This is a genomic window from Mucilaginibacter sp. SG538B (assembly GCF_013376065.1).
GTDB classification, from domain to species: Bacteria; Bacteroidota; Bacteroidia; order Sphingobacteriales; family Sphingobacteriaceae; genus Mucilaginibacter; species Mucilaginibacter rubeus.
In genome coordinates, this window is the sequence record NZ_JABMJI010000012.1 from 1 (window position 1) to 14,670 (window position 14,670).

Annotated in this window: 7 protein-coding genes; 3 read left to right on the forward strand and 4 right to left on the reverse strand. The window is 43.1% G+C overall.

What is annotated here, in order from left to right; translation table 11 throughout:
• Positions 1-127: 127 nt before the first annotated feature.
• Both FHW88_RS29740 and FHW88_RS29745 read right to left on the reverse strand, forming a co-directional pair.
• On the reverse strand, positions 128-880 hold the full coding sequence (locus tag FHW88_RS29740) for a glycosyltransferase family 2 protein (RefSeq protein WP_090535034.1): 753 nt from the start codon (positions 878-880) through the stop codon (positions 128-130).
• A complete protein-coding gene (locus FHW88_RS29745; protein WP_090535032.1) occupies positions 873-2,156 on the reverse strand; it encodes a glycosyltransferase in 1,284 nt (427 codons plus the stop codon). The genes FHW88_RS29740 and FHW88_RS29745 overlap by 8 nt, the downstream gene beginning before the upstream one ends.
• Positions 2,157-2,193: 37 nt before the next feature.
• Here FHW88_RS29745 and FHW88_RS29750 point away from each other — a divergent pair, with 37 nt between their 5' ends.
• The 3 genes from FHW88_RS29750 to FHW88_RS29760 all read left to right on the forward strand — a co-directional run bounded on the left by FHW88_RS29750 (position 2,194) and on the right by FHW88_RS29760 (position 8,776).
• Positions 2,194-5,403, forward strand: coding sequence for a S41 family peptidase (locus FHW88_RS29750; protein WP_176629103.1), 3,210 nt, complete (start codon positions 2,194-2,196; stop codon positions 5,401-5,403).
• A 90-nt stretch (positions 5,404-5,493) separates the two neighbouring features.
• Positions 5,494-6,375, forward strand: a complete 882-nt coding sequence (locus FHW88_RS29755; protein ID WP_176629104.1) for a CPBP family intramembrane glutamic endopeptidase — start codon at positions 5,494-5,496, stop codon at positions 6,373-6,375.
• A 133-nt stretch (positions 6,376-6,508) separates the two neighbouring features.
• On the forward strand, positions 6,509-8,776 hold the full coding sequence (locus FHW88_RS29760; RefSeq protein WP_176629105.1) for an aconitate hydratase: 2,268 nt from the start codon (positions 6,509-6,511) through the stop codon (positions 8,774-8,776).
• Positions 8,777-9,092: 316 nt separating this feature from the next.
• Here the strand turns inward: FHW88_RS29760 and nagB are convergent, their stop codons facing one another.
• Both nagB and FHW88_RS29770 read right to left on the reverse strand, forming a co-directional pair.
• Positions 9,093-11,012, reverse strand: a complete 1,920-nt coding sequence (gene nagB / locus FHW88_RS29765; protein ID WP_176629106.1) for a glucosamine-6-phosphate deaminase — start codon at positions 11,010-11,012, stop codon at positions 9,093-9,095.
• An 873-nt stretch (positions 11,013-11,885) separates the two neighbouring features.
• Complete coding sequence (locus FHW88_RS29770; protein ID WP_176629107.1) at positions 11,886-14,447, reverse strand: hypothetical protein; 2,562 nt, start codon at positions 14,445-14,447, stop codon at positions 11,886-11,888.
• Between the last annotated feature and the right edge of the window lie 223 nt (positions 14,448-14,670).

Below are 14,670 nucleotides of genomic sequence, written 5' to 3' on the forward strand. Positions count from 1 at the left end.
ATGTGATTTTGTAAACCTATTTTAGGATTAATTAATATTGTAAACGTATAACAGGATTTAGCAGTTAAACTGTAAACTTTTTTTAGGACGAGACAGGCGCCAGAGAAGAGCATATTATTGCATTTGATTAATCATTCGTCCTTCTATTCTTCAACCAATACCAGCCTAAATTAAAGGCGATAACAAAATGGTTTAAAACAGTCGGGATCAAGCCATAATTCCGCCTCATGATCTCGAAACGCTCCATCAAACTTTGGCGGTGCCTTTTCTTCGACATGCCCCCTACCAGGTATTTGGCCACGTAACGGTTAACGTTCACAATCTTTTTAGCCTTTTTTGCCGCGCGGATTATCCAGTCGATATCCGAACTCAATTGATATCTTGGGTCATAGGGTTCTGCCAGCGACCGCCTGATATAGATAGCCTGGTGACTAATGCTCATGCCATATTTAAAACCACGCCAGGTAAACTTTGCGGGTGCTTTGTGACGGCGCTGCCCTAAACTACTCCCCTCATCGGCTATCATTTCTGTCTCACCATAATAAATGTCGGCATCCTCTGCAGCAGCAAAAACCGCGGCAACGGTTTCGTTATCATAAAACTCATCTCCCGAGTTCATGAAGATCACATAATCGCCGGTAGCTAAAGCAAGCCCTTTATTCATGGCATCATAAATGCCCTCATCTTTTTCGCTGATGAATTTGGTTATTTGACTTTTATACTTGTCAATTACCTGTAGGGTACCATCATTAGATAAACCATCGACAATAATATATTCAATATTAGTATATGTCTGATTAATCACCGAGCGGATAGTACGCTCAATATCTCTAACATTATTATAAACAATGGTGATAACGCTTAGTCTTGGATTAAACATTATTCCCTCCCTTACTCAGTAATTGTCGATAAACTTCGATATGTTTTCTGGCTATTACTTCTTCCGAAAACCTATCCATAATGGTTTGCCGGGCCTGGTGGTTCAACTTGTCCTTTTCAGGATGTTTAATGATCCATTCCATCCCATCAGTAAAACTTTCGGATGAACGATAGGTGGCAAGGAAACCACTATACTGGTGCCGCACCATATCCGGGATGCCACCTGTAGTAAAAGCGATTACGGGTGTACCGCAACTCAGGCTTTCCATTACGGTGTAAGGTAAATTATCCTCAAGCGAAGGGATTAAAAAAGCATCGGCCGCGGCGTAGTGCAGGGCCAGTTTCTCATCGTTATTGATGGTTCCTAAAAAGCTGGTTTTAAAAGGAAAGTCAGGCAGGTTTTCCGTACCCCGGTTGCCGAACACCACCAATTCTATCTGATCGGTTTCTGCACCTAAACGCTGTCTTAGTAATTCCATACTTTCCAACAGATATTGGGTACCTTTATGCAGATCTTTACGCGATGGCATAAAGCCACTTAAAAAGATAAATTTATCCGTCGGCAAGCCTGCTTTGGCTTTCGCCTCCTTTTTGTTTATCGGCTTAAAAACATCCGTTTCCAGCGTATTTGGAATATTGCTTGTGGCTTTGCTCCGCATCAAACTGCTTTTCTTTACAGAATCTTGCATCCATAAACTTGGGGCGATAATGTTGAAGTCGAGTTGCTGATAAGCCTTATTTTTTTGCTGCCAAATGCGGTGCGAAATATCATCATCGGCAGAGTTGATCAGCAGCGGGCAGTTACCGCATTGTTGCTGGTAATGATCGCAGGTATAGCGTACATGGCAACCGCCGGTAAAAGCATTGCTATCGTGAAAGGTCCACACCACAGGCTTGCCCAGCTTTCTAATTTCGGCTATATGTTTAGGGTCCAGAAAACCGTGATTAATCCAATGCAGGTGAATGATATCGGCTTTTTTCACATCGGGATGATTAACTACCGAACGGCCAAACCAGGTGAAAGAAAACGGGGTACGGCTATCGGGTTTTAAAAAGCGTTTGGCCAATATCCGTTCCAGGATAATAGTAGCGGCGGCGTATGATTTTTGAATGATATTACCGTTAAAAGTCTTGATATCAGGATTATTTCCAAATTTATAATGTACTATAATTTTAGAATCGATATTTTGGCTAAGTAATGCCCGGTTAAGGCGCATGCAGGCCCTGCCCGCGCCGCCATTACCGTCATACGTATTGAGGTGCACCACTTTTAACATGGCTCAAAAATACATTTATTCATAAAACTTAAACCATATGAAGAAACTATACATCGTATTGTTTTTGGCAGCACTGTGCCAAACCAGCCTTAAAGCCCAAACAACCGGAAGCTATTTTACATCTAACCCAACCCTAACACCCGATGGCAAAACTGTAATTTTCAGTTACGAAGGCGATCTTTGGAAAGCCGATATCAACAGCACAGCCGCCACGCGATTGACCGCCATGCAGGGTGAAGAAACCAGTCCGCGGGTATCGCCCGACGGGCAATGGCTTGCTTTTTCATCAAACCAGTTTGGCAACAACGATGTATACGTAATGCCCCTCGCCGGCGGCGATATCAAACAGCTTACCTATAACGATGCCGGCGATAACGTAGATTCCTGGACCTGGGATTCGAAATCCATCTACTTCAACTCAAGCCGTTATAATGGCTTCAGCGAATACAAAGTAGCAGCTACCGGCGGCACCCCCGTTAGGCTGTTTGGTCATTATTTTAATACCATACACGGTGTTGTTGAGCATCCGCAAACCGGCGAGCTATTTTTCAGCAATACCTGGGAGAGCATTTATTTCCCCACCCGTAAGCACTATAAAGGCGCTTACAATCCCGATATTCAATCATACAATCCTAAAACCAAAGCCTATAAAAAATATACCGACTGGCAGGGCAAGGATTTCTGGACCACCATTGATCAAAAAGGCAACATCTATTTTGTATCCGACGAGGGCAACGAAGAATATAACCTGTATACCTTTATCGATGGTAAAAAAACCGCGTTAACCCAGTTCCCCACCTCTCTCAAACGCCCGCAGGTAAGTGCCGATGGCAGCAAAGTAGTGTTTGAAAAAGATTACCAGATTTTTGTTTACGATGTGGCATCCAAACAAACGCAGAAGCTAAGCTTAAACCTGTTCCGCAATAATGTACTGCCTAAAGACCAATCGTTTGAAACAGGCGGTAAAATTGAAGGAGCAGCATTATCACCCGATGGCAAAAAGCTGGCTTTTGTATCCCGCGGCGAATTATTTGTAAGCGATGCCGAAGGTAAATTCGGCAAAAAACTGGAGCGTAATACCAGCGAACGCATTACCGAAGTAAGCTGGATGAGCGATAACAAAACCCTCATTTTTGGTCAAACCCTGGGTGGCTATCCTAATTGGTACACCATAACAGCCGACGGCAGTGGCGCCGAAAAACAGCTTACCACAGATAAAGGCAGCAATCGCCTGCTGAGCATGAATAAAGACCGCACACAAGCCATTTATCTGAGCGGCCGTAATGAACTGAAACTTTTGGATCTGAAAACACTCACATCAAAAACTATTGTTACCGATGAGTTTTGGGGATTCTACAACCCTCCTCCGCGCTTTTCGCCAAATGGCGAGTACGTGGTATACAACGCTTACCGCAATTTTGAGATGGACGTTTTTGTTTATGAGATAAAAACCGGGAAAATACTGAACCTTACCAATAGCGGTGTTACAGAATCGGCGCCATTCTGGTCGCCGGATGGTAAGTATATTTATTTTTCATCATCCCGTACACAGCCCGAGTATCCTTACGGCTCAAAAGATGCCCACGTTTACCGGATGCCTTTGCAAAAGTATGATGATCCTTTTAAGATGGATAAGTTTACGGCCCTATTTAAAGAGGAGAAAAAAGACGACGATAAAAACAAAAAGGATAAGGACAAAAAAGCGTCTAACAAAAAGAAACCTTTATCTGAGCAGCCAACGCCTAAACCGCCTGCCGATATTGTTATAGACACCGAAGAACCGATGAAAAGGCTGGAACGCATCAGCCCGGAGTTTGGCCAGGCCCAGGGACCTTATGTGATTCAAAAAGGAGATAAAACATTGGTATACTATGCCTCAAACCATAGCGAAGGCAAAGGGGCGCTTTACCGTACCACCCTTGAAGCTTTTGAAAATCCTAAAACTGAAAAAGTTGGCAGCGGCGACTTCGGCAATTACGACATTTTTGGCAATGGAGATAAATATTTTCTACTGGCCGGAGGCAATATCTACACCCTAAACATCGATGCTAACAAAGTGGATAAGTTAGATATCAATTACAGCTTTACCCGTAACATGGCCGGGGAATTTACACAGATGTTTGATGAAACCTGGGCCGGACTGGATGAAAACTATTACGACGGCAATTTCCACGGGGCCGACTGGAAAAAGGTTCATGACAGCTATAAAACATTTGTCCCTTATATTAATAACCGGGCCGACCTGCGCCTGTTGTTGAATGACATGCTTGGCGAGCTTAACTCATCGCACCAGGGTTTTTACTCAAATGGCAGCGAGGAAAAGAAAACCCTCTCCTACCGTACCATGGAAACCGGAATTATTTTTGACAATGATTCACCATACAAAATTAGCGGTATAGCTACCCGTAGTAATGCCGATAGAGCCGGCATTGATGTAAAACCGGGCGATATCCTGAAAGCAGTGAACGGCGTTACGGTTGATGAAAAACAGGACCGTAATTATTACTTCAGCAAACCGTCGCTTGATAAGGAAATTGAGCTAACCTTTAGCCGCAGCGGCAAAGATATTAAAGTAAAGCTTCACCCAGAGTCAACCGGTGACCTGTCTGGCAATCTTTACGACGATTGGATCAAATCAAATGCTAAAACGGTTGCCGAAAAAAGCAAAAACCGCATTGCTTACTCCTATATGAAAAACATGGGCGATGGCGCCCTGGAAGATTTCCTGGAAGATATGGTTGATGATGCTTATAATAAAGACGCGCTCATCCTCGACCTGAGATATAACACAGGCGGTAACGTGCATGATAATGTGTTGCGGTTCCTGTCGCAAAAGCCGTACCTGCAATGGGCTTACCGCGATGGCAAAAAAACACAGCAATCAAACTTTGCACCGGCGGCCAAACCGATCATCCTGCTCATGAATGAGCAAACCCTGAGCGACGGCGAGATGACCTCACAAGGCTTTAAACAACTGGGCCTGGGCAAAATTATCGGCACCGAAACTTACCGCTGGATCATTTTTACCAGTGGCAAAGGTTTGGTTGACGGATCATTCTACCGTATCCCGGCCTGGGGCTGTTATACGCTTGATGGCAAGGACATTGAGAAAACTGGTGTATCACCGGATATTTATGTGAAGACTGATTTTACCGATAGATTGGAAAATAAAGATCCGCAGTTGGATAGGGCTATTGAGGAGATCTTGAAACAATTACCTCCTGCTTCATCAAAAGCAGAAAAATAACCTGTTCATATTTTATCGAACTATTTTTTAATTTTAAATTGGCTGGTCGTTTATCATGACCGGCCAATTTTTTTCCTAAACAATCGCAAAATGTCTGAAATAACAAACATCGAACTAAATGCAGAAGAGCCTGAAAACATTGCTCTCGCTCCGCAAACAGCCTATCCTAACGTAACATCTGTTGTAAAGTTATTTTTCGTGTATCTTGTTTTTCTGATCATCATTGCAATAATCGCCGCCATCATATTTATGAATACTCCACAAGAATTTCCGGCTGTGAAATCGATATTCAAAGTATTGATGAATGCTGCTCCCATACTAATGGCAATACAGTATACTTTAAAAAGGAGTGAAAAACAACAAGGTTATCCATCAACCATAAATTATAATAAAATCAAGGGGTGGCTTATCCCGGTATTGATCATAGCGGCAGCGGCATTCTCAATCGTCTTAGAACGAATTTCAGTATTGCTACCAATGCCACTGAAAATTCGCGAGATATTTGAGCGGATGTTCACGAGAGATATATTCTCTTTCATGAGTGTTGTTATTATAGCTCCAATCATCGAGGAAATATTGTGCAGGGGCATTATTTTAAAAGGGCTTTTAAAAAATTATTCGCCTAACAAAGCTATATTCATTTCTGCGATCCTTTTTAGCGCACTGCACTTAAATCCCTGGCAGGCCATTCCAGCGTTTTTCGGAGGTTTATTTTTAGGTTGGATTTATAATAAAACGCAATCCGTAATTCCGGGAATGATTTTTCATGCTGCCATAAATACTACAGGATTTGCATTTTTGTTTTTAGGGAACTCCAAACAAGACCTACCTGATATTTTTGGAAAGATGTATTACCCGGTTCTGTTGATGTCCGCATTAGTTTTCACTGTATCATGCATCTTCATCAACAAAAAAGTGAAGGTTGCCGTAACCAACCAATCTTTAATCACTAACCTCCAATCACTTATTTAGAACATATCCAAATAACATTTGTATAAAGCACTAACAGCTTTCAAATGTTATTTTTTGTAAATTCGCCGCTCTAAGGCCGGATAACGGGCTTAACGTCAATTTCTTTTACTTTTCACCTAAAAATCAAATACAAATGGCTTTTGATTTAGATATGATCAAAAAGGTTTACGACCGCTACAGCACCCGCGTTGATGCTGCCCGTAAAGCGACCGGTAAACCCCTAACTTTAACCGAAAAGATTTTATATGCCCACCTTAGCGAAGGCGATGCTCAACAAGCATTCGGTCGCGGGGTAGATTATGTTGACTTTGCACCAGACCGTGTAGCTATGCAGGATGCTACTGCGCAAATGGCCCTTTTGCAGTTTATGCAAGCCGGTCGCCCGCAGGTTGCTGTTCCATCTACCGTACATTGCGATCACTTAATTCAGGCAAAAATCGGCGCTGTTGAAGATTTAAGTACTGCTGTTGACGTTAACCGCGAAGTTTATGACTTCCTGGCTTCAGTATCTGATAAATATGGTATCGGTTTCTGGAAAGCCGGTGCAGGTATCATTCACCAGGTAGTGTTGGAAAACTACGCTTTCCCGGGTGGTATGATGATCGGTACTGACTCACATACACCTAATGCAGGTGGTTTGGGTATGATTGCTATTGGTGTTGGTGGCGCGGATGCCTGCGACGTAATGGCCGGCTTACCATGGGAGCTTAAATTCCCTAAACTGATCGGTGTTAAATTAACCGGTAAACTTTCTGGCTGGACTTCAGCAAAAGACGTGATCCTGCGTGTTGCTGGTATCCTTACTGTAAAAGGTGGTACCGGTGCTATTGTTGAATACTTTGGCGAAGGCGCACGTTCAATGTCTGCAACCGGTAAAGGTACTATCTGTAACATGGGTGCAGAAATTGGTGCTACCACCTCTATCTTTGGTTACGACGAAAAAGCTGCTGCTTACTTAAAAGGTACAAAACGTGCCGATATTGCCGAGCTTGCTGACGCTATCGCAGAGCACTTAACCGGCGACGAAGAAGTTTACGCTAACCCTGAGCAATATTTCGATCAGGTTATCGAAATTAACTTATCAGAGCTTGAGCCACATGTAAACGGTCCGTTCACTCCGGATTTGGCATGGCCTATCTCTAAATTTGCTACCGCTGTTAAAGAAAACGGCTGGCCTACCAAATTAGAGGTCGGTTTGATCGGTTCATGTACCAACTCTTCTTACGAAGACATCACCCGTTCGGCTTCTATCGCTAAACAGGCTATCGATAAAAAATTAAAAACTCAGGCCGAGTTTACCATCACTCCAGGTTCTGAGCAGGTACGTTACACTGTTGACCGTGACGGTTATCTTGATACTTTTGCTCAAATGGGCGGTGTGGTATTGGCTAACGCCTGCGGACCATGTATCGGCCAGTGGGCCCGTCATACTGATGACCCTACCCGTAAAAACTCTATCATCACTTCGTTTAACCGTAACTTCGCTAAACGTCAGGATGGTAACCCTAACACCCACGCTTTCGTAGCTTCTCCTGAAATTGTTACTGCTTTCGCTATCGCAGGTGATTTAACTTTTAACCCGCTTACCGACACTTTAACTAACGAAGCCGGTGAGCAAGTTAAATTTGATGAGCCTCAAGGCATCGAACTACCTGTAAAAGGTTTCGCTGTTGAAGATGCAGGCTACCAGGCACCAGCCGAGGACGGCAGCAAAGTTGAAGTTATCGTTTCTCCAACTTCATCACGTTTACAATTACTTGAGCCATTTAAAGCCTGGGAAGGTACCGATATTACAGGCCTTAAATTGCTGATCAAAGCTAAAGGTAAATGTACTACCGACCATATTTCAATGGCTGGCCCATGGTTGAAATTCCGCGGTCACCTGGATAACATTTCAAACAACATGCTAATCGGTGCTATCAACTACTTTAACCTTACTGCCGATAGCGTTAAAAACGAATTAACCGGCGAGTATGGTCCTGTTCCGGCCACTCAGCGTGCTTACAAAGCAGCAGGTATCGGTTCGATTGTAGTAGGTGACGAAAACTATGGCGAAGGTTCATCACGTGAACACGCGGCTATGGAACCACGTCACTTGGGTGTACGTGCCATATTGGTAAAATCATTTGCCCGGATCCACGAAACCAACCTTAAAAAACAAGGTATGCTTGGTATCACTTTCGCTGATCCTAACGATTACGAAAAGATCCAGGAAGATGATACTATCGATATCACCGGCTTAACTACTTTTGCCCCTGGCCAGCAGTTAACCGTGGTATTACACCATAAAGATGGTTCAAGCGAATCATTCCCTGTAAACCACACTTATAATGCCCAGCAAATTGAGTGGTTTAAAGCAGGCGGTGCGTTGAATATCATCCGCAAGCAAATGGCGTCTTAATTTCGGATATCGGAATTTTGATTTCGGATTTAATATTTGAAAGCCTTCCCAATTGGGGAGGCTTTTTTGTTGGGTAAAAATATAAATAAGCGTCATTGCGAGGTACGAAGCAATCCCCGATTTGCAGAGCGACTATACAAGTGCCTCTGTACGGTTCGCGATTGCTTCGTACCGCGCAATGACGCATGTAAAGTTTTGTCCTCCCCCGTTGGCTGCGGCCAACTATTACAATAAAAAAGCGCTCGTGAGGACACGGGCGCCGGGGAAATGTATCTTAAAATCCATGAACCATCAACCATGATCCATGAACTAATTTTTAAAATTTATACCTAACAAACGCCTCCATAGCCTCATATTCAGCTAAACCAAGACGGTCATAGCGTTGGGCCGTGTCGCGGGTGCGGTCTTCCGCCCTTACCCAAAACTCCCTTGCATCATCACCAGGGAATACCGGAGTATCCTTCTGTGATTGGTGTTTGAAGATCGCGTTACGTTTGCGGATCACTTCCTGTGGCGACAATGGTACTGCCATCTCTATTTCATGAGTTTCAAACTCATGCCATGCACCACGGTACATCCACAGCCAGCAGTCTTCTACCCAGGCTTCTTTACCTTTTAACCTGTCCAGTGCAGCTAAGATGATTTTGAAGCATACCAGGTGGGTTCCGTTAGGATCTGCAAAGTCACCTGCCGCAAAAATTTGTTGTGGTTTTACTTTTTGAAGCAGGTCGATGGTTAATTGAATATCTTCCTCACCTACCGAGTTCTTTTTGGTTTTGCCGGTTTCGTAAAACGGCAGTGCCATAAAGTGGATATGATCATCCTGTAAGCCTGCGTATCTTGCACCTGAAATCGCTTCTGTTTTCCTGATGAAGCCTTTTACATTCCTGATCTCCTGGGTATCAATTTCGTTTGGCTGTTTGGTTGGGAAGAAGGCACGCATGTCTTCATAGGATTTCTGTAGATGCGCAGTGTCTTCGCCGATGCTTTTTGTAAAGTCGATGGCAAATTCCATGTACCTCAGCACATCATCATCCCATACCGCGGTATTGCCCGAAGTTTGGTAAGCTACGTGCACATCATGTCCCTGGTCTACCAAACGGATGAATGTACCGCCCATCGAGATCACGTCATCATCCGGGTGAGGTGAGAAAATGATACTTCTCTTTTTGGCAGGCAGTGCCCTTTCCGGCCTTTGCGAATCATCCGCATCAGGTTTACCGCCCGGCCAGCCGGTAATGGTATGCTGGATCTGGTTAAAGATATCAATGTTAATATTATATACAGGGCCCTGCTCTACTGCAAGTTGGGCCATGCCGTGGTTATTGTAATCTTCTTCCGTTAGTTTCAGTACCGGTTTGTTAACCTCATTCGCCAACCAGATCACAGCCTTTTTCTTTAACTGGTTATCCCACACGCAATCTTTCACCAGCCATGGGGTATCAAACCGGGTCAGTTCTGATGCAGCATCTGCATCCAGTACAAACTCCACATGTTGTGATAGTTGCAGGTAAGTTGCAGGTACTTCGCCCGAGATCTCTCCTTCTACCGCTTTCTTGATGATCGGCGCTTTCTTCTTGTTCCAAGCCATCAGAATGATTTCCCTGGCTTTGAAGATGGTTCCGATCCCCATTGTAATCGCCTTGGTTGGCACATCAGCTTTACCACCAAAATCGCGGGCGGCGTCACGCCTGGTCAGGTCATCCAAAGTCACCATCCTTGTGCCTGAGTTGGGAGCCGAGCCGGGCTCATTGAAACCGATGTGGCCTGTACGACCGATACCCAGGATCTGAAGGTCTAAGCCGCCAAGTTCTTCTATCTGTTTTTCATAGGCTAAACAGAATGCTACGACTTCGTCTTTATCCAAAGTGCCATCCGGGATGTGCACATTGGCTTTATCTATATCAATATGGCTGAAAAGATTTTCGTACATGAAGGTTACATAGCTTTGCGCCGCTGTGGGTTTCATGGGGTAGTACTCATCCAGGTTGAAAGTGATCACATTCTTAAAGCTCAAGCCTGCTTCTTTGTGCTGCCTTACCAATTCGGCATATACCCCTATCGGGGTTACACCGGTGGCAAGCCCTAATACCGCTTTTTCACCTTTGGCTTGTTTCGCGCGGATCAGATCTGCTATCCGGTTCGCTACAGCCACCGAGGCTTCCTGCTGGTTGTTGTAAACGCTTACCGGTAACTTCTCGTAACGTGTCTCTTCCAATAAATTTAATCGTGCCATAATTTTCTCAGAACCTATATGTTATATGTTAAAGTTTAAAAAGTCGCTATACAAAAAACCCCCGCCAAGGGCGAGGATTTTTATCAAACCAATTAACAAAAATGTTTATCCTCACCGACATGAGGGTAAAGTAAAGTGCGTATAATAATATGCTGTGCATTATCAATACAAACTTACTAAAACAAAATTTGAATTAAAAGAACTTTTTAAATTTTTTTAATAAGTATCTTATCCAGGAAAGGATAGGATGGGGTTCATTTTGGCTAAAATTCACCCATATTAGTGAAGCTTATCCTAAGTAATAGTAAGAATCCTCTTTTCTTTCGCATCGTGACTTACGAAAATCATCATTCCCCTGGCTCAATCAAAATCGGGTGTCATGCTAAGCTCGTCGAAGCATGACGGGCAAGGCCTCTGCGCACGACCCTTCGACGGGCTCAGGGTGACAGGCCTTCTTTGATTAATTTATTTTTCCGTTAGAGTCATATAATTTAACATGCCACTTAGACCCTCCCCAAAAAGGCAAAAGAGTTCCTGATGGGCAGGAATACTCTTTTTGCTAACCAATTATAAAACATAAATCATGAGATGAGAAGAGATGCAGGGGTGGAATCGAACCATCCGTTTGCTGCCGGCCAGCACCTGCCATTTAGTTTAAAAATGAACCCCATTTGCAAACTAATCTGTTGCAAATATATAAATATTCTATTAAATCTATATATTTAGTAGAATATATTCATAAAACATTCATTTTCTTTATGAAACGAGCCCATTAAATAGACAAAACGTATTGATAATCAATATATTACAGTTAAGCTTTGGCATTCTGCTTTCAGGCTTTCGTACAAAAAATCCTTCATTACAAGATCATTATCAGCGCGGATCAGACTTATTAGAACAGATCTTTTCGAAAGGGACTGGGTATTCTTCGCCTAATGACTTTTCATATTCAGCGCTAAACTCCTCATAAACTTTCCGGGCATGTTCAATGCCTTTAGTACGCCTCAGGGCTTTGAGCTTAAACTTAATACCGATATCATTAAAAGGATCGATATTCAACACAATGCGGGCTATCTCCAGCGCTTTTTTATAATCAAAAGCATCATAAGCCTTTTTTATTACCGGCAAAATAACCGGCATCAACGCTTCTTCGTACTCCTGCTTAAAATCATCAAGCCAAATTTCAGGAATATGCTGCAATAGCCCGCCACGGGCAACTAAGTCGAGATAATTGAACGCAGATGGTTCACCAACATTAGTTTGTTTAAGTGCTTCCCTCACCACAAAATAATCGCAATAAAAATCTTCGGTGCTGATAAAACTATAGGTATCATTTAAAAAGGCAAGTTCCAGGCCATCTATATCCGAAAGTATGTTACGGAGGTGATTGATGGTTACACCGCGAATATTCTTAGTTTTGACCACATCCTTATCAGGCCATAGCGTAGTAGAGATCTTTTTTGATATCACACCGTTCTTTTCGCGACTGTTCAACAAAATAAGAATAAACAGCTGCTTGATCTTGGGACTGAACAGGTAAGTAATATCCCGTTTATTTTTATCATAAACAGTAAACTCGCCCAGGAGGTAAACAGCGTTGGCTTTGTTACCCATTTCAGTTTCAATTTTTTGTTCGGCAATACGCTCCTCCTTAACAGTAACGGGTTCATCGTTATCCTTTCTCCGCCTTAAGAAAAACATGACAATTCCGCATAACAATACAAATGCAGACGCGCCACCCAATATCCTGTATAAAGTAAAAGATTTGCTTTTGGGCTGGTGGGCAACCACAAATGCCTCCTGGCTCACGGGCGGCGCGGTAAGTGCAAAGATTTTTATGGTTGATCGCGACGGAGTTTCAAACTCCTGTGTAGTACAATAAAATACATCCTGCTTAGCATTGTAAAACAGGTTATGGTCTGTTTCTATCCGTTCGGACACAACCGGGATGGTACCGCTTACTACCTGGTATGAACCATCTTTTATTGAAAATTTGTACAGACGTAAACTCGTTTTGGGCCGTTCGTGCGGATAACATAGCACATAAAAAAACTGCTTATCTTTTGATACAATGAGATTATTGGCCGGTACAAACGCTTCTTCATCCGGCTTGATCTCCCAGAGTTTTTTAATGCTATGCTTATCCAGGTTAATCCGGTAGAGGTCATAATAGTGCATCCCGCCTACTACCTGGTTGCCCGACTGGTTGCCGTAGCCGCCAAAAATGTAAACATCGTTGTTTTGGTTGGCGGTACTTGCAGCCGAAAAGAACCGGGGATTGATCACATCGCCGGTAAAACTTTGTTGCTGCCAGATATCTGCGGCTTTATCGTATTTAAAAAAGTTATTATAGTATTTAAAAGAGCCGTACCCGCCAAAAAGGTAAAAGTTGTTAAAGTCCTTATCGTAAAAAATATTATGATGATGCCTTTGCTCCGTTATGGTCGCCTTACCATAAAAATCCCAGCTAAGGCTGTCCAGGTTAAAAGAAGCGATACTTGGAGAAGGCTGCGGGGCCCTAAGTACTTCATACAAATAGCATTCATTCTCCTTAAGGTTTACAATACTTTTGCCCAGGTGCAAGGGTACTGCCAGTTTATTTTTGAAGGGTTTTGTTTCTACTGCATCCCGCCCGGCATCATAAAACATCAGGGAATCACTTTTGAAGATAAAGAACTGCTCATTTTTTTCATTAAAGTTGATCCCTGCAACCTCGTTAAAAGTGTGCACGAGTTTCTGTTTCCAAAAGTACGATTCGTTGATAAGCCATGCCGGGTTATCAACGTGCCCCAGATTATCTCCGTCAACCGTAAAAACATCATTCCCGGTCCATTCGCTAAGCAGGAAGGTATAGGATTTATCATCGTTGCTGACAACCAGATTTTTAATGGCCATATTCGGCACATCCGAATAATGTTCGTTTTTGCCAAAGGTGATCTTCGCGGTTATTTTACCGTTAAAACCTAATCCTGCTGCCCGGTACCATTTTCCGTTTATGGATATGCCTACTTTATCGCCTTTGAGATCAAGATCAACAATCACCTTAAACCATTTACGCCGTTTCAGCATAGTATCGGCAAGGGGGATGCTGAGTTTATTACTCCGGCTATCAATATTGAAATTGAGGAACGAACCATGATTATAAATCGCACTCAGACTGTAGGAGTTACCCTTATCATCAGTTAAGTTTAAAATATAGCCAAGGTGCTGGTTGTCCCACAATGAAAGGTCGAAACCAATGGCCAGGTGATCATGAAAAGTTGGCAGATCATCCTTAAAAACCTGATAAGAGGTGCGCTTGCTCATCAGGCTGTCATTTGAACCAAACTGCAACCCCTGTCCCCTGCTCTCCATTGCAGACAGCAGTATAATAAAAAGCAATACAAGCTTACATGCCCTTTTTGAAAGCATTAAAACCTTACTTTTTTCCACCATTTATAATACATGTTTAAACTTGCTGATCAGGACAGCATTCAGGTTAGAATAATATGCTAAATTATACATTTTTTGGGTACCGCAGGTGGCGGATTTTCATCATTTCGGCCGTCTGTTTGCCGATGAATGTGCAATTAGATCGAACCCGCAATAATTTTATTGGAGGCCATCCCGATTAGTATTACCGGCGTCATTATTGGCCCGGTTAGTCCACGCCCAGACA